At 69.4% G+C, this 23366-nt stretch carries 25 protein-coding genes and 4 pseudogenes; 20 read left to right on the top strand and 9 right to left on the bottom strand.

Going from position 1 to position 23366, the window contains the following annotated elements:
- Window positions 1–2: 2 nt before the first annotated feature.
- The gene (locus G6N20_RS09010; RefSeq protein ID WP_083048503.1) at window positions 3–413 is read right to left on the bottom strand and encodes a type II toxin-antitoxin system VapC family toxin; all 411 of its coding nucleotides are present in this window, start codon (window positions 411–413) and stop codon (window positions 3–5) included.
- A 285-nt stretch (window positions 414–698) separates the two neighbouring features.
- Between G6N20_RS09010 and G6N20_RS09005 the strand changes: the two are divergent.
- From G6N20_RS09005 to G6N20_RS08955, 12 genes and pseudogenes are all read left to right on the top strand, one after another.
- Window positions 699–1772: pseudogene (locus G6N20_RS09005) on the top strand (13E12 repeat family protein); the annotation flags it as partial.
- Between the two features lie 8 nt (window positions 1773–1780).
- Entirely contained in the window at window positions 1781–2650 is an 870-nt protein-coding gene (locus tag G6N20_RS09000; RefSeq protein WP_163662909.1) for a recombinase family protein, read from the top strand.
- Window positions 2547–3233 carry a hypothetical protein gene (locus G6N20_RS08995; protein ID WP_163662906.1) on the top strand — a complete coding sequence of 229 codons (687 nt, stop codon included), beginning with the start codon at window positions 2547–2549 and terminating at the stop codon, window positions 3231–3233. Before G6N20_RS09000 ends, G6N20_RS08995 begins: the two co-directional genes overlap by 104 nt.
- 177 nt (window positions 3234–3410) lie before the next feature.
- On the top strand, window positions 3411–3722 hold the full coding sequence (locus tag G6N20_RS21170; RefSeq protein ID WP_232065473.1) for a hypothetical protein: 312 nt from the start codon (window positions 3411–3413) through the stop codon (window positions 3720–3722).
- 428 nt (window positions 3723–4150) lie between these two features.
- A pseudogene (locus tag G6N20_RS21160) lies at window positions 4151–4416 on the top strand (DUF2742 domain-containing protein).
- A gap of 1 nt (window position 4417) precedes the next feature.
- Complete coding sequence (locus G6N20_RS20645; protein ID WP_179961527.1) at window positions 4418–5146, top strand: hypothetical protein; 729 nt, start codon at window positions 4418–4420, stop codon at window positions 5144–5146.
- A complete protein-coding gene (locus G6N20_RS20640) occupies window positions 5143–5889 on the top strand; it encodes a hypothetical protein (RefSeq protein WP_179961526.1) in 747 nt (248 codons plus the stop codon). The genes G6N20_RS20645 and G6N20_RS20640 overlap by 4 nt, the downstream gene beginning before the upstream one ends.
- A 318-nt stretch (window positions 5890–6207) precedes the next feature.
- Window positions 6208–6615 (top strand): hypothetical protein, encoded by a 408-nt coding sequence (locus tag G6N20_RS08975; RefSeq protein WP_083052489.1) that lies wholly within the window; start codon window positions 6208–6210, stop codon window positions 6613–6615.
- On the top strand, window positions 6612–6944 hold the full coding sequence (locus tag G6N20_RS08970; RefSeq protein WP_083052492.1) for a toxin: 333 nt from the start codon (window positions 6612–6614) through the stop codon (window positions 6942–6944). The genes G6N20_RS08975 and G6N20_RS08970 overlap by 4 nt, the downstream gene beginning before the upstream one ends.
- A 25-nt stretch (window positions 6945–6969) precedes the next feature.
- On the top strand, window positions 6970–7557 hold the full coding sequence (locus tag G6N20_RS08965) for a phage terminase small subunit P27 family (protein WP_232065472.1): 588 nt from the start codon (window positions 6970–6972) through the stop codon (window positions 7555–7557).
- Window positions 7558–7714: 157 nt separating this feature from the next.
- A complete protein-coding gene (locus G6N20_RS08960) occupies window positions 7715–8248 on the top strand; it encodes an HK97 family phage prohead protease (RefSeq protein ID WP_083052499.1) in 534 nt (177 codons plus the stop codon).
- A gap of 4 nt (window positions 8249–8252) precedes the next feature.
- A complete protein-coding gene (locus G6N20_RS08955) occupies window positions 8253–9686 on the top strand; it encodes a phage major capsid protein (protein ID WP_083052501.1) in 1434 nt (477 codons plus the stop codon).
- Window positions 9687–9811: 125 nt separating this feature from the next.
- Here the strand turns inward: G6N20_RS08955 and G6N20_RS08950 are convergent, their stop codons facing one another.
- The 3 genes from G6N20_RS08950 to G6N20_RS08940 are packed head-to-tail and all read right to left on the bottom strand — an operon-like array spanning window position 9812 to window position 10409.
- Window positions 9812–10057: a hypothetical protein gene (locus G6N20_RS08950; RefSeq protein ID WP_083052503.1), complete on the bottom strand. Its 246-nt coding sequence runs from the start codon at window positions 10055–10057 to the stop codon at window positions 9812–9814.
- The gene (locus tag G6N20_RS08945; RefSeq protein WP_083052506.1) at window positions 10054–10233 is read right to left on the bottom strand and encodes a hypothetical protein; all 180 of its coding nucleotides are present in this window, start codon (window positions 10231–10233) and stop codon (window positions 10054–10056) included. The genes G6N20_RS08950 and G6N20_RS08945 overlap by 4 nt, the downstream gene beginning before the upstream one ends.
- On the bottom strand, window positions 10230–10409 hold the full coding sequence (locus G6N20_RS08940) for a hypothetical protein (protein ID WP_083052508.1): 180 nt from the start codon (window positions 10407–10409) through the stop codon (window positions 10230–10232). Before G6N20_RS08940 ends, G6N20_RS08945 begins: the two co-directional genes overlap by 4 nt.
- A gap of 70 nt (window positions 10410–10479) precedes the next feature.
- Between G6N20_RS08940 and G6N20_RS08935 the strand changes: the two are divergent.
- A pseudogene (locus G6N20_RS08935) lies at window positions 10480–10770 on the top strand (HNH endonuclease signature motif containing protein); the annotation flags it as partial.
- 38 nt (window positions 10771–10808) lie between these two features.
- Here G6N20_RS08935 and G6N20_RS08930 read toward each other — a convergent pair.
- Both G6N20_RS08930 and G6N20_RS08925 read right to left on the bottom strand, forming a co-directional pair.
- A pseudogene (locus G6N20_RS08930) lies at window positions 10809–11599 on the bottom strand (alpha/beta hydrolase); the annotation flags it as partial.
- Entirely contained in the window at window positions 11566–12525 is a 960-nt protein-coding gene (locus G6N20_RS08925; RefSeq protein ID WP_083046452.1) for an alpha/beta hydrolase, read from the bottom strand. The pseudogene G6N20_RS08930 and the gene G6N20_RS08925, both read right to left, overlap by 34 nt.
- Here G6N20_RS08925 and G6N20_RS08920 point away from each other — a divergent pair.
- Together G6N20_RS08920 and G6N20_RS08915 are read left to right on the top strand one after the other, a co-directional pair.
- Window positions 12524–13270: a lysoplasmalogenase gene (locus tag G6N20_RS08920; protein ID WP_142271877.1), complete on the top strand. Its 747-nt coding sequence runs from the start codon at window positions 12524–12526 to the stop codon at window positions 13268–13270. The genes G6N20_RS08925 and G6N20_RS08920 overlap by 2 nt on opposite strands.
- A 46-nt stretch (window positions 13271–13316) precedes the next feature.
- Window positions 13317–15257, top strand: coding sequence for a primosomal protein N' (locus G6N20_RS08915; RefSeq protein WP_083046476.1), 1941 nt, complete (start codon window positions 13317–13319; stop codon window positions 15255–15257).
- Between the two features lie 8 nt (window positions 15258–15265).
- Here G6N20_RS08915 and G6N20_RS08910 read toward each other — a convergent pair whose 3' ends face one another.
- Entirely contained in the window at window positions 15266–16090 is an 825-nt protein-coding gene (locus G6N20_RS08910) for a class I SAM-dependent methyltransferase (RefSeq protein ID WP_083046450.1), read from the bottom strand.
- 137 nt (window positions 16091–16227) lie between these two features.
- Here G6N20_RS08910 and G6N20_RS08905 point away from each other — a divergent pair, with 137 nt between their 5' ends.
- Window positions 16228–16710, top strand: a complete 483-nt coding sequence (locus G6N20_RS08905; RefSeq protein ID WP_083046449.1) for a MarR family transcriptional regulator — start codon at window positions 16228–16230, stop codon at window positions 16708–16710.
- Window positions 16711–16728: 18 nt separating this feature from the next.
- Here the strand turns inward: G6N20_RS08905 and G6N20_RS08900 are convergent, their stop codons facing one another.
- Window positions 16729–17553 (bottom strand): class I SAM-dependent methyltransferase, encoded by an 825-nt coding sequence (locus G6N20_RS08900; protein WP_083046448.1) that lies wholly within the window; start codon window positions 17551–17553, stop codon window positions 16729–16731.
- A 191-nt stretch (window positions 17554–17744) separates the two neighbouring features.
- Here G6N20_RS08900 and fmt point away from each other — a divergent pair, with 191 nt between their 5' ends.
- The 4 genes from fmt to ribD are packed head-to-tail and all read left to right on the top strand — an operon-like array spanning window position 17745 to window position 21810.
- Window positions 17745–18674: a methionyl-tRNA formyltransferase gene (gene fmt / locus G6N20_RS08895; protein WP_083046474.1), complete on the top strand. Its 930-nt coding sequence runs from the start codon at window positions 17745–17747 to the stop codon at window positions 18672–18674.
- Window positions 18671–20056, top strand: a complete 1386-nt coding sequence (locus G6N20_RS08890; protein WP_142271872.1) for an RsmB/NOP family class I SAM-dependent RNA methyltransferase — start codon at window positions 18671–18673, stop codon at window positions 20054–20056. The genes fmt and G6N20_RS08890 overlap by 4 nt, the downstream gene beginning before the upstream one ends.
- Before the next feature lie 10 nt (window positions 20057–20066).
- Window positions 20067–20756, top strand: a complete 690-nt coding sequence (gene rpe, locus G6N20_RS08885) for a ribulose-phosphate 3-epimerase (protein ID WP_083046447.1) — start codon at window positions 20067–20069, stop codon at window positions 20754–20756.
- A gap of 7 nt (window positions 20757–20763) precedes the next feature.
- A complete protein-coding gene (gene ribD, locus G6N20_RS08880) occupies window positions 20764–21810 on the top strand; it encodes a bifunctional diaminohydroxyphosphoribosylaminopyrimidine deaminase/5-amino-6-(5-phosphoribosylamino)uracil reductase RibD (protein WP_083046446.1) in 1047 nt (348 codons plus the stop codon).
- On the opposite strand, the gene G6N20_RS08875 is transcribed toward ribD, so the two are convergent.
- Complete coding sequence (locus G6N20_RS08875; RefSeq protein WP_142271876.1) at window positions 21791–23362, bottom strand: MFS transporter; 1572 nt, start codon at window positions 23360–23362, stop codon at window positions 21791–21793. The genes ribD and G6N20_RS08875 overlap by 20 nt on opposite strands.
- Window positions 23363–23366 lie beyond the last annotated feature (4 nt).

The raw sequence follows: 23366 nt of genomic DNA, 5'->3' as shown, positions 1-23366 counted from the left end.
TGTCACCCGCGTCGTGTCCGCGGTCGGTGCCGCGGCACCGCAAACGGTGGTTGGAGCTGTTCGAACATGGGAAAATGCCGCACGTTGAGGGTCGCAAGGTGCAGGCCCCGGACATCGGCGGTAGCGGCGATGAGGTAGTCGCCCAGTCCAATCCTGTTGTGGCCGCGGCGATATCGGCGCATCATGGCGCCAGCGCGGCGGGCGATCATTTCGGTCGCCGGCTCTACGCGAAAAGACGCCAGCAGGCGCCACACCTCGCGCCGCTCGACGCTCCGCATGCCGTCGACGAGCTCGGCGATCGATACCACGCTGATCGCCCGGGGTCCGTCCTTTCGGGCGCTGACGAGCCAATCCCGAGCCGCGGCGACCCCCCGCAAATGCGCGATGAGGACATCGGAGTCGACAAGGATCATGAGGTAGCGCGCCACGCCCGCGCAAGGTGCTCCTCGCGGGGGGAACTTCGGGCTAGACCTTGGGCTGGACCCGGGCACCCGCGTCTTAGGTATCCGCGGGTAACACGCACCGCTGTACCAATGCCGCTGTCGCATCATGTTGCTAGATGCCCTGGCGCCGATCCCTTACACCGCGTTACCGGGCCGAGCCTGCTGGCACCCGAGTCACTGAATTCACTGGCGTACCATCGGATTATCCTTGTGCACGAGGTGGCGCGAGCCGGCCAACCGTGATAGCATTCGAACATGCATTCGAGTAGCCGGGAGGAGGTTGTCGCGGTGTTCGACGCTCTCGACGCCGCCCTTCACCGGGCGCTGGAGTTGTCGATCGAGGTGTTGACCACCGGCGAGTGCCTGGCCATGCTGGAACGCTGCGAAACCCTGCGCCGCCGCCTACCCGCGATCGAGCACCCGTTCATCAACAGGCTCGCCGACCAAGCCGACCCGAGCGAGCTGGGCGGCAAACTCCCCTTCGCGTTGGCCGAGCGGTTGCGCATCACCCGCGGCGAAGCAGCCCGGCGCATCGGCGAGGCCGCCGAGCTGGGGCCGCGCCGGGCGCTGACCGGCCAACCCCTGCCGCCGCTGCTGCCCGCCACCGCCGAAGCCCAACGCGCCGGGCGTCTCGGACCCGACCATGTGCGGATCATTCGCTCCTTTCTGCACCAGCTGCCCAGCGGGGTGGATCTGCCCACCCGGGAGAAAGCCGAAGCCGAACTGGCTCAGTTGGGTGGCCGGTTTCGGCCCGACCAGCTGCACAAGCTGGCCGCCAAACTCGCCGACTGCCTCAACCCCGACGGCAATTTCACCGACACCGACCGGGCCCGCCGCCGCGGCATCCTGATCGGCAAGCAGGGCGCCGACGGCATGTCGGCGATCACCGGCTACCTGACCCCCGAAGCCCGCGCCACCCTCGATGCCGTGCTGGCCAAGCTGGCCGCCCCCGGCATGGCCAACCCCGCCGACCCCACCCCCTGCGTGAGTGGCACCCCGTCACAGGCCGCCATCGACGCCGACACCCGCAGCACCGCCCAGCGCAACCACGACGGCCTGCAGGCCGGGCTGCGGGCGCTGCTGTGCTCGGGGGAGCTGGGCCAACACAACGGGCTGCCCGCGGCGATCATCGTGTCCACCAGCCTGGCCGAGTTGCAATCGGCTGCCGGGCACGCGCTCACCGGCGGGGGCAGCCTGCTGCCGATGAGCGAGGTGATCCGGCTGGCCGCCCACGCCCACCACTACCTGCGCATCTTCGACCACGGCCGCGAGCTGGCGCTCTATCACACCAAGCGGCTGGCCTCCCCGGCCCAGCGAATCGTGTTGTACGGCGGCGGATGTTTCGGCAATACACTGCTAGACTACGCTGTGTGAGAGCTGCGGTCTATACCCGAATCTCCAACGATCCGAGGTTGCAGGGACTCGGCGTCGAGCGCCAGCTCGAAGACCTGCTCACCCTGGCCGACCAGCGCGGATACACCGTGGTGGCTCGCTTCGACGACAACGACATCTCGGCGTTCAGCGGCAAAACCCGGCCCGGCTTCGAAGCTCTGCTGAAAGCGATGGCCGCCCGGGAGTTCGACGTCCTGCTGGCCTGGCACCCCGACCGGCTCTGCCGATCCATGCGCGACCTGGAACGACTCATCGAAACAGCCGACGCGGGCAAGGTCGCCATCCACACCGTCCAAGGCGGCGACCTGGACCTGGCCACATCGGCCGGGCGGATGGTAGCCCGCATCCTCGGCTCGGTGGCCCGCCAGGAATCCGAGCACACGTCCGAGCGCCGCGTCCGCGCGAACCGCCAGAAAGCCGAACAGGGCCGCTGGCAGACCGCCAACAGGCCCTTCGGCTACACCATGGACGGGAAGCCTTTCGAGCCGGAAGCGTCCGCCTACCGGCAGGCCGTCACCGACGTGCTCGCCGGCAAATCCATCAAACAGGTTGCCCGAGAGTGGAATACGGCCGGGTTGAAAACCACGCTGGCGGGCCGAAAGCAAACATACAACGGCAGCCGGTTCACCGTCACCGGCAGGTGGGCGGCGCCGCGGGCGCCGGCTGCTGGTCAACCCGCGCTACGCCGGGCTGAAAACCTATCGCGGCAAGGTGATCGGTCCCGGCGACTGGGAACCACTGATCGATGTCGACACCCACCGCGGCCTGGTCGCGTTCCTGACCGACCCGTCCCGGATCATCACAACCTCGTTTGAGAAAAAGCACATGGGCTCCGGGGTGTATCAGTGTGGGGTGTGCGGGTCGGCGCTGCGGCACGCGGTGTCCGGCGGGCGCAACACCGGCCAGCGTAAATACGAGTGCCGCCAGTCGAATTCGCATGTTGTGGTCAGCGGCCCGCCGCTGGACGCCTACGTGGAAACCATTGTTTTGGGCTGGCTCAGCCGGCCGGAGACCCGGCAGCGGCTCACCGCCATGCTGGACGGCCGGCCCGCGGACATAGACAGCCTGCACGCCCGCCGCGCCGCCCTGCAGGCTCGCCTAGACGAGCTGGCCGCCCTGTTCGCCGCTGGGGACATCGACGGCAGCCAGTTGCGACGCGGCACAACCGATCTGCGGGCACAGCTAGCTGGTGTGGACAAGGTTTTAGCCGACCTGGTCCGCAAAAACCCCGCCGCCGACCTGGCCGCCGCCGGCGACCGGATTCGCGAACACTGGGGCCGGCTCGCGCCGGATTTGAAAGGAAAAGTCGTGTCAGAGATTTGCACGATCGTCGTCGACAAGGCGACGCGGAAAGGTCGCGGCTTCGACCCCGGCCGGGTTCGCGTCGAATGGCTATGACCGGCCACCCCGACATCGTTATTGTCTGCGACCACGGCCGCAAAGGTGATGGCCGCATCGAACACGAACGCTGCGACCTTGTCGCGCCGATCATTTGGGCCGACGAGGATCAGGGCTGGCTACCACAAGCTCCGGCGGTAGCGACATTCCTCGACCCCGACAACCGGCCGCGAGCCGTTGTCGGCTTGGAACCCAACAACACTCGTTTACGGCCCGGCGCGCCGCGACGGATGGACGCGGTCGCACTGGGAATTTCGCTGCCCGAAATACAGCACCGGGCCGAAACGGGACTGCACCCAGCCGCCGTGGCGCATCCGCAACGAGCGGCTGCAGCGGCTTTGCGACGGGCTGGCCGGCGACCCGGCGTTCGTCGCTGCTGCGGCGCAGGCGATTCCGTATGGCGTCGCGGTGCAAACCGGCGCGGTCGTTGTGACGTTGGGCGCGCTGGCGGCAATCTCGCGACACGCCGCTGAACAACGTGGCGGGTAGGTCGGATACCAGCTACTCTCGCAGGTAGCCGGTGTCGACTCCGGGGGGTTTCTCTCACCCGGAGTTGCACGCATGTCGACGACACTCGAAACAATCACAGCCGAAATCCGCCGTGTCCGCGGCGGAATTGGTGCGGACCGGTCCCGCGGCCGCCCCAACAGCCACCCTGACCTCGCGGCAAAATATCAGAGGCTTCACGGACTTCGACTCGAAAGAGCGGCCCTTGAGGCACTAGCCGCCGCACCCAGGCCCACCAACGAACAGTTGGCGCGCGTCGCGGCTCTGCTCATCGCCGGCGGTGAGCGATGACCGCCACCGCCGGCGGAGCGCCGCCGACGCGGCGATGCCCGGCCACGCCGGACCGGGCACCCGCAGACACCACAACATCTACCGCCATCGTATCATCGCGCCAGGTTAGCTGGTGGTCGGTGCATGAATTTGTCGCGCCGTTCCTGGCGGAGGTCGGCTCCTGGCCGATGGTCGGCACCGCGGCGTGGCGCCAGCTCGGCGCCGACGACCCGCCAAGCTGGCCGCCATCTACGACGCCGCCAGGCACTGGGCCCTGCGCACTGAAACCAGCCAGCAAGCACTGGCCGACGCATCACGCGACATCGCCGCCGCCGCCGACTGGCCGGAGGTCGCTCGGGAGATTCAGCAGCGCCGCGGCGCCTACATTTCACGGGCGGGGGTGTGAGATGGCCGCCGAAAAGCGCTCCCAAGCTTCACAGCTCGTCGATATGGCGTTGATGGATTTCCAACTCGGCGTCAGCGACGACGGCCAAGCTTACGGCGCATTTCCAGATGCCCCACATGTCGCGCTGCCCCTGCGAGGCGGCAAGCTTGGCCTCCGAAACACATTGGCGCGCACATATTTTCGCCGGTTCGACGCGGCTCCGTCGGCGCAAGCGCTATCCGACGCGTGCGCCACGATAGAGGGCTTCGCGGCCGAAAAGCCGCCGCGCACACTGCATCTGCGAGTTGCCGGACACGGCGACAAGGTGTTTATCGACATGGCCGACCAGCGTGACCGGGCGATCGAGATCGGCGGCGGCACATGGCGTCTCGTATGCTCCGAGGAGCTGGCGCGGATGGCGCGTACCGCGCCGATCCCGATGTTTCGGCGCACCGAGCTGACCGCGGCCATGCCCGACCCGGTGCCTGCCGGGACTGGCGACGTTGATTTGTTGTGGAAGCACGTCAACGTGGCCCCAGAAGACCGGCCGGTGCTGTTGGCCGCGATGGTGGCCGCGCTGGTCCAGCCCGACGCACCGCATGTCATCTTGACGTTTTTGGCCGAGCACGGCTCAGCTAAAAGCACCACCGTCAAACGTGTTGTGGCGCTGATAGATCCTTCGGTTGCGCCGCTGCGGATGCCGCCCGCGACGTCGAACAGTGGGTGGCCGCTGCGAACGGGTCTTGGGTGATTGCGATCGACAATGCGTCCTCGGTGTCGCCATGGTGGTCGGATGCGTTGTGCCGCGCGGCAACTGGTGACGCGCTGGCCAAGCGAAGGCTGTACACCGACAGCGATCTTGCGGTGCTGCGATTCCGGCGCGTCGTGTTGCTCAACGGCATTGACTTGGGCGGCTTGGCAGGGGACCTGTCGGATCGGCTCGCGCTCGTCGAGTTGAACCGCATCACCGCCGGCACCCGCCGCAGCGAAGCCGATCTCGACCCCGCGTGGGAACGCGACCACCGCGCGATTTTCGGCGGGCTGCTCGACCTGGCCGCCAAAGTGCACCAACGACTGGGCGGCACCGTCACGGTGCCCGGCGGCCTGCCGCGGATGGCCGATTTCGGGCGGGCGTTGGCCGTCGTCGACGAGATCGTGGGCACCGATGGATTGGCCCATTATCAGGGTCGGGCGGTCCGGTTGGCCGCCGACGGCCTCGCGGCCGACCCGTTCATCTCCGAGATTGTGGCGACCAAGTTCCGGGCCGACGGGCTGAACTCGCGTGAAATTCTCCAGGCGCTGACCCCGGATCACGACAAAGCCTGGCGGCGGCCGCGCGATTGGCCGTCAAGCGCCAGAGTCGTCACTGCCCAGCTAACGCGGAACGCTCCGGCGCTGCGGCTGCAGGGGTGGTTGGTGGAGCACGACGCGGGCCGCAACAGGGACGGGGTCACCCGGTGGGACATCACACCACCAGAGGAGGGGGAAATGTGACCCGCCTAACCCGCCTAACCCGTCTTCGCAGGTCAGCGGCGAAAAAACAGGCGGGTCAGACGCGGGTCAGCGGGTCAGACGCGGGCCAGGCGGGCCAGGCACGGGTTACGAGTCTTTCCCTGACCCGCCAAAAAATGGTGCTCTGACCAGCGAAAACGGGTCAGCGGGTTACGCGGGTCAAGATTTCAGGCCTTCTCTGGCCGCCCAGCCGTGCGCGTTTTGCGGCCAGCCCATGCTCGCCCCGGCATCGCTGGCACGCGGGCACTGCGAGCGCTGCCATCTCGCCGGCGCAGCAAACGCCGAACCCGGAGGTCGTCGATGACCGTCATCCACATCGCCCCGCTGCCTGGCGGCCGGCACGCGGTCCGCAGCGCCTACGACCCGACCGTGATCGCGACAATCAAGGCCGTGGTGCCGCCTTTCGCCAGAAGTTGGGATGCCCCTCGACGCCGCTGGACCGTTGCCCCGGATTGGGCCGCCCTGCTCGCCGCCGCGCTGGTCGCGGCCGGCCACCAGGTGGTCGCCGCGCCGGCGTCTGACCCGCCGCGGCAGTGCAGCAGCGGCGACTGGGCGCGCCACCTGCTTCGGGCGGTCGGACCCTCACGGGTGGCCGTCGTGCATCGTGCGCTCACGCGTGTGCTGCACCCCGACAATACCGCGACCGGATGCCCGGTCCTGCAACGCGAATTGAATTGTGCCCGAGACGAATTGGAGGTTCATCGTTGACTAACAAGCGCTTGAAACAGCAGGCAGCCGTCGCCGCAGGGTTCCACGCCCCGCGACGGAATCGCGTTGGACGCCAACATGATTGGCCGGCCAACGTCCCGTCCGCCGAGCAGCGTCGGAGGCAGCGGCAGCGCGATTTGGAGGCCATCCGCGCGGCGCACGCCGAGGTGGTGCTGGCGCCCGAAATTCCTGACGACGCAAGCGAATTGGTGCTGTTGTCGTTGCGTTTAGACGCCGAGCAGCGGCGGCTTGAGGAGTTGATCGACGAGGACCCGCTGGGCTGGTTCGCCTTCGGCACGCTCCCCGACGAGCGCGGCAGCAAACAGTGACAATCCCAAACCCGCAGGTAGGGGGGTGGGTTGCCATCGCCAGCAACCGCCCGGCCGGACACCGCTCGGCGGCGCGTGCGCGTGCTCAGAAAACGGAATCAAAATTTTGGAGGTGTGTGCAGTGGGAGGCAAAGGCAGCGGCCGGATTTCACGCCCGGCCAAGCTGAAACTGATCGAAGGCCGCTCGCCGGGCCACGATTCCGGCGGCCGGGCGGTTGCGCCGCCGCCGCCGTTCGAGCGCTGCGTGCCGCAAGCTCCGGCGTGGCTGACCGGGCCAGCGCTCGACGAATGGCACCGCGTGATCGCGGAACTGTCGCCGCTGGACTTACTGAAGTCGGCGGACTCGCAGGTCCTGGCGTGTTACTGTCAGGTGGTCGCGGATCACGCGGCCGCGGTGGCGACCCTCGCGGCCGAGGGCCGCGTGGTCGCCAACCCGACGACCGGGCATCAGCATCCACACCCTGCGGTGGCTGACGCCCGCGCTTCGCGGGCCCAAATCCTTCAATTTGCCCGGGAATTCGGTCTCACCCCGGCAAGCGAGCAGCGGCTGGCTGCGCTGCCGGCCGACGACGACGACTCGGTCAACCCGTTTGCCCCGCAGAATGACCGGTGAAAATGAAACGGGTCGTGCTACAATTGACCTGGTCAGCTCGGTATCCGCTGACGCCGGGCAGTCGCCGCGGGGCGGCTGGAACCCGGATAGCGGTCGCCATGCGCCATAAGCGATTCCGCACGCATTCCGCGTCTGCCGCTAAGGCTGGTGACCGATTTTGAGTGGCGTCCTTTTCCGCACGGCTGAGCTGCGATCCGGCGAGGGCCGCACCGTGTACGGCATCGTGGTGCCGTACGACCAGGAAACCGTTGTCCGCGACTTCGACGGCGAATATCGGGAGCGGTTCGCTCCTGGCGCTTTTCGGCGCAGTATCGCGGAGCGCGGCCACAAAATAAAGCTGCTGGTCGCCCACGACACCCGGGCCCACTACCCAGTCGGCAAGGTTGCCGAGTTGCGCGAAGAACCCCATGGCCTGTTCGGGGCGTTCGAGATCGCGAACACCCCGGACGGCGACGAGGCTCTGAGGAATGTGGAAGCTGGTGTGGTGGACGCGTTTTCGGTTGGTTTCCGGCCGATCCGGGATCGTCGAGAGAATGGCGTGGTGGTGCGCGTCGAAGCGGCGCTGCTAGAGGTTTCCCTAACCGGCATTCCGGCTTATCCGGGTGCGCAGATCGCCGGGGTGCGCGCGGAATCGCTTGCAGTTATTTCTCGTTCGCTGGCCGAAGCTCGGTTGGCCCTGCTTGATTGGTGATCCCATGACCGATGAACAACACGAATTTGACGACATCAAAAACCTCAGCCTCGATGAAACCCGCGCGGCCGCGCAGCAACTGCTCGACACTGTTGAGGGTGATTTGACTGGTGAAGCCGCGCAGCGTTTTCAAGCGCTGTGCCGTCACGCCGAGGAGCTGCGCTCCGAGCAGCGCCGCCGCGGCCTGCAAGCCGCGGAGGCGCTGCGCCGCGTCCAGGCCGGTGAGCTGCGGGTGGTGCCCGGCGCTCCCACCGGCGACGACGTTGACGACGCGCCACCGCGAAACACGATGCGGGACACCGCGCTTCGCACACTGGACGGCTGCGTGCGGGACGGGCTGATGACGGCAGGGGCCGCAGAAACCGCGGAAACCCTTTGCCGCAGCGGGCCGCCGCAGTCGGCGTCGTGGGCGCAGCGCTGGTTGGCGGCCACCGGCAGCCGCGACTACTTGAACGCGTTCGTCAAGCGGGTTTCGAATCCTGTTGCGGGGCATACGGTTTGGACCACCGCGGAGGCTGCGGCGTGGAGGGAGGCGGCCGCGGTGGCCGCCGAGCAGCGAGCGATGGGCTTGGTGGACACCGCCGGCGGTTTCCTGGTCCCGGCGGCGCTGGACCCGGCGATTTTGTTGTCGAGCGGCGGTTCGACGAATCCGATCCGGCAGGTGGCGCGGGTTGTGCAAACCACAGCCGAAATCTGGCGGGGCGTGACCTCTGAAGGCGCCCAAGCGAACTGGTATCACGAAGCCGAGGAGGTTTCCGACGATTCGCCAACGCTGGCCCAGCCCGCGGTGCCGGCCTACCGCGGCAGCGCCTGGGTCCCGTTCTCGGTCGAAATCGAGGGAGACGCCGCCGGGTTCGTCGCAGAGGTCGGCCGCATCCTGGCGGATTCGATTGAACAGTTGCAGGCCGCGGCGTTCGTCAACGGCACCGGCGTTGGCGAGCCCACCGGGTTTGTCAGCGCGTTGACCGGCACCAACGATTACGTGGTCGCCGGCGCCGGAACGGAAGCTGTTGTGGCAGCCGATGTTTACGCGCTGCAGTCGGCGCTGCCGCCAAGGTTCCAAGCCAACGGCGCGTTCGCGGCGAACTTGTCCACCATCAACACGTTGAGGCAGGCGGAAACCGCGAACGGTGCGCTGAAATTCCCGGGGTTGCACGACAGTCCGCCGATGCTGGCCGGGAAAAACATCCTGGAGGTTTCCCACATGGACACCGTCGATCCGGCGGTGACAGCGACGAATCATCCACTGGTGCTTGGCGACTGGAAGCAATTCCTCATCGTCGATCGGGTTGGCGCCATGGTGGAGCTGGTGCCGCACTTGTTCGGACCGAACCGCCGGCCGACCGGGCAGCGCGGATTTTTCGCCTGGTTCCGAACCGGGTCGGACGTGCTGGTGCCCAACGCGTTCCGGATTTTGCGGGCGCAAACCACCGCATAGGAGGCCAGGCGTGGGCGGCCTCTGCTTAGGGGTGCCGGGTCGCCTGCGCCGCAGAAAAGGCGCCGCCCCCCAGCCCTCAAGGCTGGGGGGCGGCGCTTCCTTTTTCCGGTTGCGGCGCTTGGCTGCTATTCGTCGAGCTCGCCGGGCTCGTCGGCGGGTTCGAGCGGTTCGACCGCCACCCGCAAGAACGCTTCGATGTCGCCGGAGTATTCGTCGCGATCTAATGCGGTTTGCAGCTTCACGATGGCCTCGCGGACTTCTGTCGGCGCGTCCGGGAACCATGGCCGGATTGTTGCGGCCACCCGGCTGCGGTAACAGACGGCGCGCTCGACGGGCGCCAGGCCGGTGACTTTCACCAGGCGGGGGCTCATCGCGCCACCTCCCAGCCGCGGCGGCCGGCCTCCTGGTGGGCGTCGTATAGGGCCCGCTCATGCTGGTCAGCGGGCCGCAGCGGGCCGACCCACAGCTCCTCGCGGCCGGCCAACAGCACACCGCGCACGGCGAACCCGTTGCCGATGGTGACGGCGCGAACCCTGGGGGCGGTCATCGCGGTTCACCGCTTTCGTCGTCGAGGCCGTCGGCGGCGCCGAGCAGCTCGGCGGCCAGCTCGCGGACGGCGTCGGCCAAGGTCATGGTGCCGCGGTCGAAGGTGATCTCGATGATGTGCTGCGGGTCGCCGCCGGTGGTGGCGGCGGACTGTGTTGGGATGTTGTCGGTAATCATGGGGTGAGTCGCCCTCTTCCCTCCGTAAATGCCGTGACCAAATGAAGCGCACCACCTGAACATCCGCCGCAAGGACCGCGGCTGCTCCTTTCCCAATTGCGATGTGCCGGGCTATCTCACCGAGGTGCACCATGTGACCGATTATTCCGAGTGCCGGGAGACCGATATCAACGACCTGGCCCAGGCCTGCGGCCCCCACCACAAACTAGTCACCAGCGGGGGCTGGAGGACCCGCAAACGCAAAGACGGCACCACCGAGTGGATTCCCCCCGCCCACCTCGACCACGGACAGCCACGCACCAACAGTTACTTTCACCCCGAAAAACTCCTGCACAACGACGATGACGATGACGACCCGTGAAACCAGCACCAGCCGGTCGGAACCGGTTTAGGGCAAAGGGCTAGCCCACGGTTGGCGGCCTCGGCCGCGGCGGGCACCACCAAGGCGAAATTGATACAGCCGTGCACCATGTTGGGCTTGTTGCGCCACTCGACGGGAACGCCCGCGGTGCCCAGCAACTCGGCATAGCGGGCCCCGTCGTCGCGCAGCGGGTCGTGTTCGGCGGTGCCGATGAACGCGGGCGGCAACGCGGACAGGTCACCGTTACCGGGGGCCAGGGTGGTGGGCAGCGTCGTGTGGTCGCTGATGTCCAGCCCCGGCAGGTGTGACGGCAGCGACAGGTCACCGATACACGACGGGTACCACAACAATTGGAAAGCCAGCGCCGGTCCGCCGTTATCGCGGGCCAGCTGCGCCATAACCGCCGAGATGTTGCCGCCCGCCGAATCACCGGCGACGGCAATCCGGTTCGGGTCACCCGCCCAGCTCCGCGGCATGCTCGCCGACCCACCGCAATGCCGCCCAGCTGTTGGCGACGCCGGCCGGGTGTGGATGCTCGGGCGCGAGCCGGTAGTCGATGGACACCACGATGGCCTGCGCGCCGACGGCATGGGCGCGGGCGACGTGGTCGTGGGTATCCAAGTCGCCGAGGCACCAGCCGCCGCCGTGGTAGAAGACGACCACTGGTAGGGGCCCGTCGGGCTGGGACAGGTGGCCAGTAGATCCGGACCGGGATGTCGGTGAGCTCGCCGTGACCGACGGTGCGCTCCTCGACGCCGTCGGCCGCGATGGACCTACGGTACGCACCGAAGGACGTCAGCCGTGCAGCGCGGCGCGCAACGCCGCCAGCCCGCGATCCAGCGCGGCGGTGGCGGCGGGCACCACCCCGGCGTAGCCGAGGTAGCCGTGCACCATCGTGTCGGCGTTGTGCACCTGCACGGGCACGCCGGCGGCGGCCAGCAGCTCACCGTAGCGGATGCCGTCATCGCGCAGCGGATCATGACCGGCAACGCCGATATGGGCGGGCGGCAGGCCAGCGAGGTTCTCGGCCCGGCCCGGCGCCAGTGCCGGCGGCGGGTCCGACAGGTCGATTTCGCCTGCGTACCAACGGGAAAACGCCGCAATGGCCTTGGTGTCCAGGATCGGTGCGGCGGCGTTCTCGGCAAACGACGGCAGCGAAGGGTCCCACATCGTGGAGGGATACCACAGTAGCTGAAAGGCCAAAGCCGGTCCGGCACTGTCGCGGGCTCGCTGCGCCATCACCGCGGCGATGGTGCCGCCCGCCGAGTCTCCGGCGACGGCCATCCTAGCGGGGTCGGCCCCAAGCTCCGCGCACTGCTCGGCGACCCATAGCGTTGCGGCCCAAGCGTCTTCGACGGCGGCGGGGTACGGGTGCTCGGGTGCCAGTCGGTACTCGACGGACACCACGATGGCGTCGGCGCCGACGGCATGGTGGCGGCAGGTGCCGTCGTGGGTGTCCAGGTCGCCCATCACGAATCCGCCGCCATGGAAGTACATCACCACCGGCGGCGCGCCGCCGAGATCGTCTGGCGGCCAATAGATCCGGATGCCGAGAGCGCCCGCCGGCCCGTCGACCGACCGATCTTCGACCCGCAACCCGGGATGCACCGGCCGGCGCGGCAGCGCGCGCAACCGCTGGCGAGCCGCGTCGATGCCGTCCTCGGTTGATAGCCGAAACGGAACCGCATCCAGTACCTTCAGCAGAATGGGGTCGATAGCGGGTTTCTCGTCGGCGGTGCTGTCCAAACTCGGCATGCAGACACCGTACGCACGCCGGCTGGTGGCCGTTTTCTGGGTGCTGGGCGGCTGGGCCGGCTTGGCCTACGGCGGGTATTTAACCGTGATCGCGCTGCACCACCCGCCCGGCTCGGAGCTGACCGGACACTGGGTCCTGCAGCCGGCGTTCAAGGCGTCGATGGCGGCGCTGCTGGCGCTCGCCGCGGTCGCTCACCCCATCGCCCGGGAACGGCGCTGGTTGGCGGCGGCGCTGCTGTTCTCGGCGTCCGGTGACTGGCTACTGGCGATCCCTTGGTGGACACCGTCCTTTGTCTTCGGGCTGGGCTCATTCTTGGTGGCGCACTTGTGCTTTCTGGGCGCGATGCTGCCGCTGGCGTCCCCTACGCGAGTGCGCGTCGGTGCCGCCGTCCTGATGTGCCTGGCGTCCCTGGCGTTGCTGACCTGGTTTTGGCCCCACCTGGGCGAGGACAGGCTGACGGTTCCGGTGACGGTCTACATTGTGGTGCTGGCCGCCATGGTGTGCGCGGCCCTGTTGGCGCGATTGCCGACGATTTGGACCGCCGTCGGGGCGGTCTGTTTCGCCGCGTCGGACTCGATGATCGCCATCGGCCGGTTCATCCTGGGCAGCGAGGCCCTGGCGGTGCCGATCTGGTGGTCATACGCCGCGGCCGAAGTGCTGATCACCGCCGGCTTCTTCTTCGGCCGCGACAACCCCGCGGACGACCCAGCGAACACCATTGTCTGGAAACGTATCTCGCGCTGATCGCGGTATCCCGGCCGAGGTGGAGCCGATCGCGCGGGTGCTGCCGATGCTGTCGGTGCCGCACCTGGACCGTGAGTTCGACTACCTGGTGTCCGCCGAGCAATCCGACGACGCCCAGCCCGGGGTGCGGGTGCGGGTACGGTTCCATGGCCGGCTGGTGGACGGATTCGTGCTGGAACGCCGCAATGACACCGACCACCCCGGGCCGCTGGGCCGGCTGGATCGCGTGGTGTCGCCCGAACCGGTCCTCACCCCCGAAATCCGTCGCTTGGTCGATGCGGTGGCCGCGCGCTACGCCGGCACCCGGCCGGACGTGTTGCGCCTGGCGGTGCCGGCCCGGCACGCCCGCGCGGAACGGGAAGTCACGGCGATGCCCGCGCCCCCGGATGTCGGTCCGGTCGACCCGTCGGGCTGGCAGGCCTACGGCCGCGGCGGGCAATTCCTGACCGCCCTCGCCGAATCGCGGGCCGCCCGGGCGGTCTGGCAGGCGCTCCCCGGCGAACGGTGGGCGGACCGGTTTGCCGAGGCCGCCGCGCAAACCATCCGGGCCGGGCGCACGGTATTGGCCATCGTGCCCGACCAGCGGGATCTGGCCACGCTGTGGCGGGCCGCCGCGGCCCGCATCGACGAGCACCATGCGGTGGCATTGTCGGCCGGCCTGGGACCGGCCGCCCGCTACCGGCGGTGGCTGGCGGCGCTGCGGGGCAGCGCGCGGCTGGTGATCGGTACCCGCAGCGCGGTGTTCACGCCGCTGAGCGATCTGGGGCTGGTCATGGTCTGGTCCGACGGCGACGACAGCCTGGCCGAGCCGCGCGCGCCCTATCCGCACGCCCGGGAGGTCGCGCTGCTGCGCGCGCACCAGGCCCGGTGCGCCGCCCTGATCGGCGGCTACGCCCGCACCGCCGAAGCCCACGCGTTGGTGCGCAGCGGATGGGCGCACGACGTGGTCGCCGCGCGGTCGATGGTTCGCGCCCGCGCTCCGCGGGTCGTCTCCCTCGACGACCGCGGATACGACGACGAACGCGACCCGGCCGCGCGCACCGCGCGCCTTCCGTCCATGGCGCTGCGCGCCGCGCGCTCGGCGTTGGCGGCCGGAACACCGGTGCTGGTGCAGGTGCCGCGGCGCGGCTACGTGCCGTCGCTGGCGTGCGGGAGCTGCCGCGCGATCGCTCGCTGCCGGCACTGCACGGGCCCGTTGTCGCTGAGTGAGCGTGGTGTGCCGGCCACGGTGTGCCGCTGGTGCGGCCGGTTCGAGCCCACGCTGCGGTGCGCGCGCTGCGGGTCGGACGCGGTACGCGCCGCGGTGGTCGGGGCCCGGCGCACCGCCGAAGAGCTCGGCCGGGCCTTTGCCGGCACGCCGGTGATCACCTCGGCGGGCGACGCCATCGTGGCGGAGGTGGCCGCCCGCCCGGCCCTGGTGGTCGCCACCCCCGGCGCCGAACCCCGGGCGGTGGGCGGATACGGTGCGGCGCTGCTTCTGGACACCTGGGCGCTGCTGGGTCGGCAGGACTTGCGGGCGGCCGAGGATGCCCTGGCGCGCTGGATGGCCGCGGCCGCACTGGTGCGTTCGCACCGAGACGATGGGGTGGTGGCGGTGGTCGCCGAATCCTCCATCCCGACGGTGCAGTCGCTGATCCGGTGGGATCCGGTGGGTCACGCGGAGGCCGAACTGGCGGCCCGAACCGAGGTCGGCCTGCCGCCGAGCGTGCACATCGCGGCCCTCGATGGCACCGCCGAGGCGGTGACCGCGCTGCTTGACCAGGCCGAGTTACCCGACGGCGCCGACCTGCTCGGCCCTGTCGAGCTACCGCCCGGTGTCCGGCGCCCGGCGGGCAGCCCGGCCGTGGTGATCAGGATGCTGGTGCGCGTCCGCCACCAGCAGGGCCTGCGGTTGGCGGCCAGTCTGCGGCGCGGCGTCAGCGTGCTCAGCGCGCGTCAGACCCAGGAACCGGTCCGGGTGCAGATCGACCCGCTGCACATCGGGTGAGCGCCACCTCAGCCCTTGCGGGCGGTGAAAATCAGGTATTCCCACTCCATCACGCCGCCGCCGAGATACTCGCGGCACAGTTCGGTGAGCTCGGCATCGAGGGTGGCGACCAGCTCGGGGTCACCGGAGACGTTGCGGTAGGCGTTGATCACCGGGCCGTAGCAGGCCTTGAAGTAGTCGCGGCATTCCTCGGGCAAGCCGAAACGATCCACCGTCAGCCGGCCCCGCTGCGTGCGGATGTCGGTGACGTGGTCGCGAAACAGCTCACTGACATAGTCTTCGCATCCCCACCACACCTCGTGCGGCGCTCCCGGCGGCACCGTCGGGCGGTGCGGCCTGATGGTGGACAGCAGACGACCGTAGAAACCGTCCGGGGTCCAGCTCAAGACGCTGATCTTGCCCCCACGCCGACAGACCCGGGCCAGCTCGTCGGCCGTGCGTTGATGGCGCGGGGCGAACATCGCCCCGATCGCCGAGAGCACCACGTCGAATTCGCCCGCGCCGAACGGTAGCGCCTCGGCGTTGGCTTCCCGCCAGCCGAGTTCCAGGCCGTCGGCCGCCGCCCGCGCCTGGGCGCGGCGCAACAGCTCCGGCGTCAGGTCACTGGCGATGACGTGGGCCCCCGCCAGAGCCGCTGGGATCGCCACGTTGCCGGCGCCTGCGGCCACGTCAAGGACCCGGTCGCCGGGGCGAATGCCGCTCGTGGAGACCAAGATTGCGCCCAGCGGCGCCAAAATTTCGTCGGCGAAGGCGGCGTAGTCGCCCAACGCCCACATGTCCCGATGCGTGGTTGCCGGGGCGTCGCGCTTGGTGACGGTAATGTCGATAGCCATCGGAATCTCCTGCGGGGAAGGAGGGAAAGGCTGAGCTCGCGCCCAATCATGTCCGCTAGCAACTATATAGATAAGAAATAATCACTGTTTACGATTGTAGGATGTTGTTACACTCTTGACCGGGCAAGGGGGCGAGGATGGCAACGGAACACGTAACGACCGCCGAGGAGTCGTTGGATGCGATCACCGATGCGTTGCTGACGGCGTCTCGGTTGTTGGTCGGTATTTCGGCTAATTCCATTGCGCGGGTAGATGATTCGATCACCATCCCGCAGTTTCGAACACTGGTGATCTTGTCCACTCGTGGTCCGATCAACCTGGCCACCCTGGCCAGCTTGCTCGGCGTGCAACCCTCGGCGACCGGCCGGATGGTGGACCGGCTGGTCAGCGCGGGATTGATCGACCGCTTGCCCCACCCGACCTCGCGGCGGGAGCTGCTGGCCGCGCTCACCAAGCGGGGACGGGAGGTCGTCCGGCAAGTCACCGCCTACCGGCGCAGCGAAATCGCGCGGATTGTCGCGCGGATGCCGCAGCCGGAACGCCAAGGGCTGGTGCGTGCCCTGACGGCGTTCACCGACGCCGGCGGGGAGCCCGACGCCCATATCGAGATGGAGCTGTAGGGCTCCCGGCCGGCCGGCTCACCGCTTTTCGGCGGTGGCCAGCAAGTACTCCCACCCCATCACACCGTCGGTGAGGTAGTCTGCCGCGAGTTCGACAAGTTGCGCGTCCAGCTCGGCGGCCAGCACGGCGTTGTCGCCGATGTTTTCATACGCCTCGATGGTCGGGCCGTAGTGTTGCTTGAAGTAGTCATGCACGGCCCGTGCGGTGCCGAACCGCGTCACCTCCAACGATTTGCGCGCCGTCGTGACGCCGGTGACGCGGTCTCCCAGCAGACCGGTGAGGTAGGCTTCACGTCCCCACAGTGCCGACGGCGGCAAAGCCGCCGACAGGCTCGGACGGTATGGCCGGATGGTGGCCAGCATCCGGCCGAAGAACCCTTCCGGGGTCCAGCTGATCACGCCGATCGTCCCGCCGGGCCGGCAGACCCGGACCAATTCGTTGGCGGCGCACTGGTGATCCGGCGCGAACATCACGCCGATGGCCGAGATCACGGCGTCGAACTCGTCGTCGTCGAACGGCAATGCCTGCGCGTTGGCTTCCCGATATTCGAGCGTCAACCCAAGTTCGGTGGCCCTGGCCCGGGACCGCTGCAACAGTTCCGGGGTGAGGTCGGTGGAGACGACGGTGGCACCGGTCCGGGCTGCGGGCAGCGAGATGTTGCCCGAGCCGGCGGCCACGTCGAGCACTCGCACGCCGGGCCCAATTCCCGCGGCGGCGACCAGGATTGGGCCGAGCGGGGCCATCACCTCTTCGGCCATCAGGGCATAGTCGCCCAGCGCCCACAGCGCCCGATGGGTGGCCGCGAGCGATTCGTCCTCGCGGATGGGTGTGTGGATCGTCATTCAGACCTCCTCGGAAAGGAAGGGGAAGGAAGGGGAAGGGGCCGGGTTGCTGGGACGTCGTCGTCACCGGCGCGGGACATCAAGAATATCCACTAGACATAGTATGCAATAGCAATATTATAACTGGCTAAGAATCCGATCCGCGGGATTGTGGCCTACGACACGTCCGCGGAGCTTCTTACACTGTGGCGGTGCGCCTCGTCTTTGCCGGCACCCCGGAATCCGCGCTGCCCGCGCTGTGTCGGCTCATCGATTCGCCCCGCCACGACGTCATCGCGGTGCTGACCCGGCCCGATGCCGCCTCGGGTCGGCGGGGCAAGCCCACGCCGTCACCGGTGGCCCGCGAGGCACTCGATCGTGGCATCCCGGTGCTGCGGCCGCCCCGGCCGAATTCGGCGGAGTTCGTCGCCGCGCTGTCCGAGCTGGCCCCCGAGTGTTGCGCGGTGGTGGCCTACGGCGCGCTGCTGGGCGATGCGCTGCTGGCGGTTCCCCCCCGCGGCTGGGTCAACCTGCACTTCTCGCTGCTGCCCGCCTGGCGTGGCGCGGCACCGGTGCAGGCCGCCATCGCCGCGGGCGACACCATCACCGGGGCCACAACGTTTCAGATCGAGCCCAGCCTGGACTCCGGACCGGTCTACGGTGTGGTCACCGAGACCATCCGGGCGACCGACACCGCGGGCGATCTGCTGCAGCGGCTTGCCGTTTCGGGGGCGGCCCTGCTGGAGACCACGCTGGACGGCATCGCTGACCAGACGCTGACCCCGCGACCGCAACCGGCCGATGGGGTCAGCCTGGCCCCGAAAATCACTGTGCAGCAGGCCCGGGTGCGCTGGGATCTGCCGGCGCCGGTGATCGAGCGTCGGATCCGCGCCGTCACCCCCAACCCGGGTGCCTGGACGCTCATCGGTGACCTGCGCGTCAAACTCGGCCCCGTGCAGGTCGACGAGTCCCCCAAGTCTCTGCCGCCCGGTGCCATTCACGTCGACCGAAAAAGCGTATGGATCGGCACCGGTTCGGTGCCGGTGCGGCTGGGCCAGGTTCAGGCCCCGGGCAAGAAGCTGATGAACGCCGCCGACTGGGCCCGTGGCGCCCGACTCGGCCCCGCCGCCCGGGCATCGTGACCGCGAAACCGCGTGGCCCGCGCCGGCGGCCGCTGGATCCGGCGCGCCGCGCGGCGTTCGAGGCGTTGCGGGCGGTCAGCGAGCGCGACGCATACGTGAACTTGGTGCTGCCCGCCCTGCTGCGCGAGCGCGGCATCACCGGCCGCGACGCCGCCTTTGCCACCGAGCTGACCTACGGCACCTGCCGGGCCCGGGGCCTGCTGGACGCGATCATCGGTGCGGCCTCCGGACGCTCACCCGAGGCGATCGATCCGGTGCTGCTCGACCTGCTGCGGCTGGGTGCCTACCAGCTACTGCGCACCCGGGTCGACGCACACGCCGCGGTGTCCACCACGGTCGATGCGGCCAGCAGCGAACTCGATTCGGCGCGAGCAGGTTTCGTCAATGCCGTGCTGCGTGCCATCGCCGGGCGAGACGAGCTGTCCTGGGTTGCCGAGCTGGCCCCCGACCCGCACCTCGATCCCGTCGGGCACGCCGCGTTCGTGCACGCCCACCCGCGCTGGATCGCCCAGGCCTTCGCCGACGCGCTGGGCGCGGCGGCGGCCGCCGACCTGGACGCGGCGCTGGCCAGCGACGACGAGCGGCCGCAGGTGCACCTGGCGGCCCTGCCCGGGCGGCTGACGGCCGCCGAGCTGGCCGATGCCGTGCACGGCAGCGTCGGCCGGTACTCACCGCATGCGGTGTACCTGCCCGGCGGCGACCCCGGACGGCTGGTCCCGGTGCGCCACGGCCAAGCCCTGGTCCAGGACGAGGGCAGCCAGTTGGTGGCCCGGGCGCTGACGCTGGCCCCGGTCGACGGCGACGCCGGACGGTGGCTGGACTTGTGCGCGGGCCCCGGCGCCAAGACGGCGCTGCTGGCGGCGCTCGGTGCCCCATCAGGGGCGCGGGTGACCGCGGTGGAACCGTCGGCGCACCGCGCCGAGCTGGTGGTTGCCAACACCCGCGGGTTGCCGGTCGAGGTCGTGCGGGTCGACGGGCGGCACACCGATTTCGAACCGGTCTTCGACCGGGTGCTGGTCGACGCACCATGCACCGGGCTGGGTGCGTTGCGCCGGCGGCCCGAGGCGCGGTGGCGGCGTCAGCCGGCCGATCTGCCCGCGCTGGCCAAGCTGCAGCGCGAGCTGCTGGCCGCCGCGATCGACCTGACCCGGCCGGGGGGTGTGGTGCTCTACGCGACCTGCTCGCCGCACCTGGCCGAAACCTCGGGCGTGGTGGGCGACGCGCTGCGCCGGCATCCGGTGGCCGCGCTGGACACCCGGCCGCTGTTCGCGCCCGTCAACGCGGGGCTGGGCGACGGGCCCCACGTGCAGCTCTGGCCGCACCGGCACGGCACCGACGCCATGTTCGCGGCCGCGCTGCGTCGCCTGCCGGGCGCTCAGTAGTCTGTCGAACATGCCCCCCAGCCCGGCCGGACCGCTGATCGCGCCATCGATCCTGGCCGCTGATTTCGCCAGGCTCGCCGACGAGGCGGCCGCCGTAACAGGCGCCGACTGGTTGCACGTCGACGTCATGGACGGCCACTTCGTGCCGAACCTGACGATCGGACTGCCGGTGGTGGAGAGCCTGCTGGCCGCCACCGACATCCCGATGGATTGCCATTTGATGATCGAGAACCCGGATCGGTGGGCACCGCCGTATGCCGAAGCGGGGGCCTACAACGTCACCTTCCACGCCGAGGCCACCGACGATCCGGTCGCGGTCGCCCGCGATATCCGGGCCGCCGGCGCCAAAGCTGGGATCAGCGTGAAGCCGGGGACCCCGCTGGAGCCGTACCTGGAAATCCTGCCGCACTTTGACACCCTGCTCGTCATGTCGGTCGAACCCGGCTTCGGCGGCCAGAGTTTCATCCCCGAGGTGCTGGGCAAGGTGCGTACAGTACGCAAGATGGTGGATGCGGGGGAGTTGACGATCCTGGTGGAAATCGACGGCGGCATCAACGAAGACACGATCGAGCAGGCCGCGGAGGCGGGTGTCGACTGCTTCGTCGCCGGATCGGCGGTCTACGGCGCGGCCGACCCGGAGGCCGCCGTGCGGGCATTGCGGCGCCAAGCCGCCGCCGCGTCCGCGCATCTGGGCCTGTGAGCCGGCCATGAACCATCAGCAGAACCAACTGCCGAACACGCCCAAGTCGGTCAACAGCATCGACGCCGCGATGCAGTTGGCCATCGACCACGCCAACAGGGTCAAGGGCAGCACCTACCCCAACCCGCCGGTCGGGGCCGTCATCGTGGACCCCAACGGCGTGGTCGTCGGCGTCGGCGCCACCGGTCCGGCCGGCAGCGACCACGCCGAGGTGGTGGCGCTGCGGCGGGCCGGCGGCTTGGCCGCGGGCGGCATCGCGGTGATCACCCTGGAGCCGTGCAACCACTACGGCAAGACGCCGCCCTGCGTGAACGCGCTGCTGGAGGCCAGGGTGGGGACGGTGATTTACGCCGTCGCCGACCCCAACCCGATGGCCGCCGGCGGCGCCGCCCGGCTGGCCTCGGCCGGGGTGCATGTGCGGTCCGGCGTGCTGGCCGATCGGGTGGCGGCCGGACCGCTGCGGGAGTGGCTGCACAAGCAACGGACCGGGCTGCCGCACGTGACGTGGAAATACGCCACCAGCATCGACGGCCGCAGCGCCGCGGCCGACGGCTCGAGCCAGTGGATCTCCAGCGAGGCCGCGCGCGCGGACCTGCATCGCCGTCGCGCCCTCGCCGACGCGATCGTGGTCGGCACCGGCACGGTGCTGGCCGACGACCCGGCCCTGACCGCCCGGCTGCCCGACGGCTCGCTGGCCCCGCAGCAGCCGCTGCGGGTGGTGGTGGGGATGCGCGACCTACCGCCGGAAGCCCGGGTGCTCAACGACGATTCGCGCACCATGGTGATCCGCACCCACGACCCCGTGGAAGTGCTCCGGGCGTTGGCCGACCGCACCGACGTGCTGCTGGAGGGCGGGCCCACCCTGGCCGGCGCCTTCCTGCGGGCCGGAGCGATCAACCGGATCCTGGCCTATGTCGCGCCGATCCTGCTCGGCGGGCCGGTCACCGCGGTCGACGACGTCGGGGTGTCCAGCATCGCGCACGCGTTGCGCTGGCAGTTCGACAGCGTCGAGCAGGTCGGCCCGGATCTGCTGCTCAGCCTGGTGGCTCGGTAGCGGCTCGCGCCGGGGGCGCGACGGGCTGCCGCTCGCGGATCTGCGGTTCCTCGGCGTGTTCCTTGCGGCCGCTGATCAACAGGCCCAGCGCGGCGCCGAACACGCACACGATCGCGGTGATCGTGAAGATCTCCCCGTACATCAGCGCGTACGCCTTCTGGTACTGGGCCCCGATCGCGGCCGCGCGTTCCAACAGGGTGGCGTTGGGCGGAATCGCCGCCGACAACCCCGCCAGGATCTGGTTGAACCGGTACAAGCCCCAGGCGCTGAGCGCGGCCACGCCGATCAACATGCCGGTCATCCGGGCCACCACCACCGCCGCCGAGGCGATGCCGTGCTGCGCCGCCGGGACGACCCGCAACGTGGCCGACGACAACGGGCCGATCACCAGCCCCAGGCCGACACCGGCCACCAGCAGGTCGGTGCGCATCGCCGGCACCGTGAACAGCCCGAGGATGTGGTGCCGGTGGGCCAACAGGTCCACCGGCCAGGAGGAAATCAGCCAATATCCGCCGGCCGCGATGAGCAGCCCGATGCAGGTCACCGCGCGGTCGCCGGCCCTGGTGGCGATCCACCCGCCCGCCACCGCCCCGATCGGCAGCGCGATCAGAAACCACAGCAGCATTCCGGCCGCTTGGCCCTGGTCCATCTGCAGCACGCCCTGACCGAACAGCTCCACGTTGACCAGCGTCACCATCAGCGCCGCCCCCGCCGCGACCGACGCGCCCAGCGCGGACAGGAACGGCCGGAATTGCACCCCGGCCGGCTCGATCAGCCGGGTGCGCGCCACCCGTTCCCAGACGAAGAACGCCGCCGCGGCAACGGCTGCCCCGACCAAGAGGGGAGGTCCGTAGTCAGGCAGCACCTGTTTGCCGTCCGGGCTGGGATTGTAGAGCCCGATGACGGCGAGTCCCAGCGCGATCGCCAGCAGCACACCGCCGACCAGGTCGACCTTCTCCGGCTGGGCGCTGCGGTCGTGTGCCGGCAGGCTGAAGTGGATCATCGCCATGGCGACCAGCGTCAGCGGGACGTTGATCCAGAACACGTACTGCCACTCGTGCAGCAACCAGACGATGAAGATGCCGTACAGCGGGCCCAACACGCTGCCGAGTTCCTGCGCGGCGCCGATCCCGCCGAGCACACCGGCGCGGGTGCGCTGCGACCACAAGTCAGCCCCCAGAGCAAGGGTCACCGGCAGCAACGCGCCGCTGGCGACGCCCTGGACGGTGCGGCCGGCGATCAGTACATGGAAGCTGCCGAAATCGCCGGCCAACGCCGTGACCACCGAACCGATCAGGAACAGGGCCAGGCTGACCTGCAGCAGCAGCTTGCGGCCGAACCGGTCGGAGGCGCGGCCCAGCAGCGGCATCGCGGCGATGTAGCCCAGCAGGTACATCGTGACGATCCAGGTGATCCGTTGCAGCTGGTTAATCGGGATGCCGACGTCGTTCATGATGTCGCGCATGATGGTGACCACGACATAGGTGTCCAGCGCGCCCAGCAGCACCGCGAGACTGCCCGCGCCGATCGCGACTCGGCGCCCCGCCCGCATCCTC

The organism is Mycobacterium shinjukuense (assembly GCF_010730055.1).
GTDB classification, from domain to species: Bacteria; Actinomycetota; Actinomycetes; order Mycobacteriales; family Mycobacteriaceae; genus Mycobacterium; species Mycobacterium shinjukuense.
The sequence above is the reverse complement of the archived record's forward strand: the minus strand, read 5'-3'. Positions and strand labels throughout refer to the sequence as shown.

Excerpts from the sequence above, each read along its gene's own strand:
- G6N20_RS09010 (WP_083048503.1), bottom strand. The coding sequence starts at position 413 with ATGATCCTTGTCGACTCCGATGTCCTCATCGCGCATTTGCGGGGGGTC.
- G6N20_RS09000 (WP_163662909.1), top strand. The coding sequence starts at position 1,781 with ATGTTTCGGCAATACACTGCTAGACTACGCTGTGTGAGAGCTGCGGTC.
- G6N20_RS20645 (WP_179961527.1), top strand. The coding sequence starts at position 4,418 with ATGGCCGCCGAAAAGCGCTCCCAAGCTTCACAGCTCGTCGATATGGCG.
- G6N20_RS08975 (WP_083052489.1), top strand. The coding sequence starts at position 6,208 with ATGACCGTCATCCACATCGCCCCGCTGCCTGGCGGCCGGCACGCGGTC.
- G6N20_RS08955 (WP_083052501.1), top strand. The coding sequence starts at position 8,253 with ATGACCGATGAACAACACGAATTTGACGACATCAAAAACCTCAGCCTC.
- G6N20_RS08950 (WP_083052503.1), bottom strand. The coding sequence starts at position 10,057 with ATGAGCCCCCGCCTGGTGAAAGTCACCGGCCTGGCGCCCGTCGAGCGC.
- G6N20_RS08945 (WP_083052506.1), bottom strand. The coding sequence starts at position 10,233 with ATGACCGCCCCCAGGGTTCGCGCCGTCACCATCGGCAACGGGTTCGCC.
- G6N20_RS08940 (WP_083052508.1), bottom strand. The coding sequence starts at position 10,409 with ATGATTACCGACAACATCCCAACACAGTCCGCCGCCACCACCGGCGGC.
- G6N20_RS08920 (WP_142271877.1), top strand. The coding sequence starts at position 12,524 with ATGCAGACACCGTACGCACGCCGGCTGGTGGCCGTTTTCTGGGTGCTG.
- G6N20_RS08925 (WP_083046452.1), bottom strand. The coding sequence starts at position 12,525 with ATGCCGAGTTTGGACAGCACCGCCGACGAGAAACCCGCTATCGACCCC.
- G6N20_RS08915 (WP_083046476.1), top strand. The coding sequence starts at position 13,317 with ATGCTGTCGGTGCCGCACCTGGACCGTGAGTTCGACTACCTGGTGTCC.
- G6N20_RS08910 (WP_083046450.1), bottom strand. The coding sequence starts at position 16,090 with ATGGCTATCGACATTACCGTCACCAAGCGCGACGCCCCGGCAACCACG.
- G6N20_RS08905 (WP_083046449.1), top strand. The coding sequence starts at position 16,228 with ATGGCAACGGAACACGTAACGACCGCCGAGGAGTCGTTGGATGCGATC.
- G6N20_RS08900 (WP_083046448.1), bottom strand. The coding sequence starts at position 17,553 with ATGACGATCCACACACCCATCCGCGAGGACGAATCGCTCGCGGCCACC.
- rpe (WP_083046447.1), top strand. The coding sequence starts at position 20,067 with ATGCCCCCCAGCCCGGCCGGACCGCTGATCGCGCCATCGATCCTGGCC.
- ribD (WP_083046446.1), top strand. The coding sequence starts at position 20,764 with ATGAACCATCAGCAGAACCAACTGCCGAACACGCCCAAGTCGGTCAAC.
- G6N20_RS08875 (WP_142271876.1), bottom strand. The coding sequence starts at position 23,362 with ATGCGGGCGGGGCGCCGAGTCGCGATCGGCGCGGGCAGTCTCGCGGTG.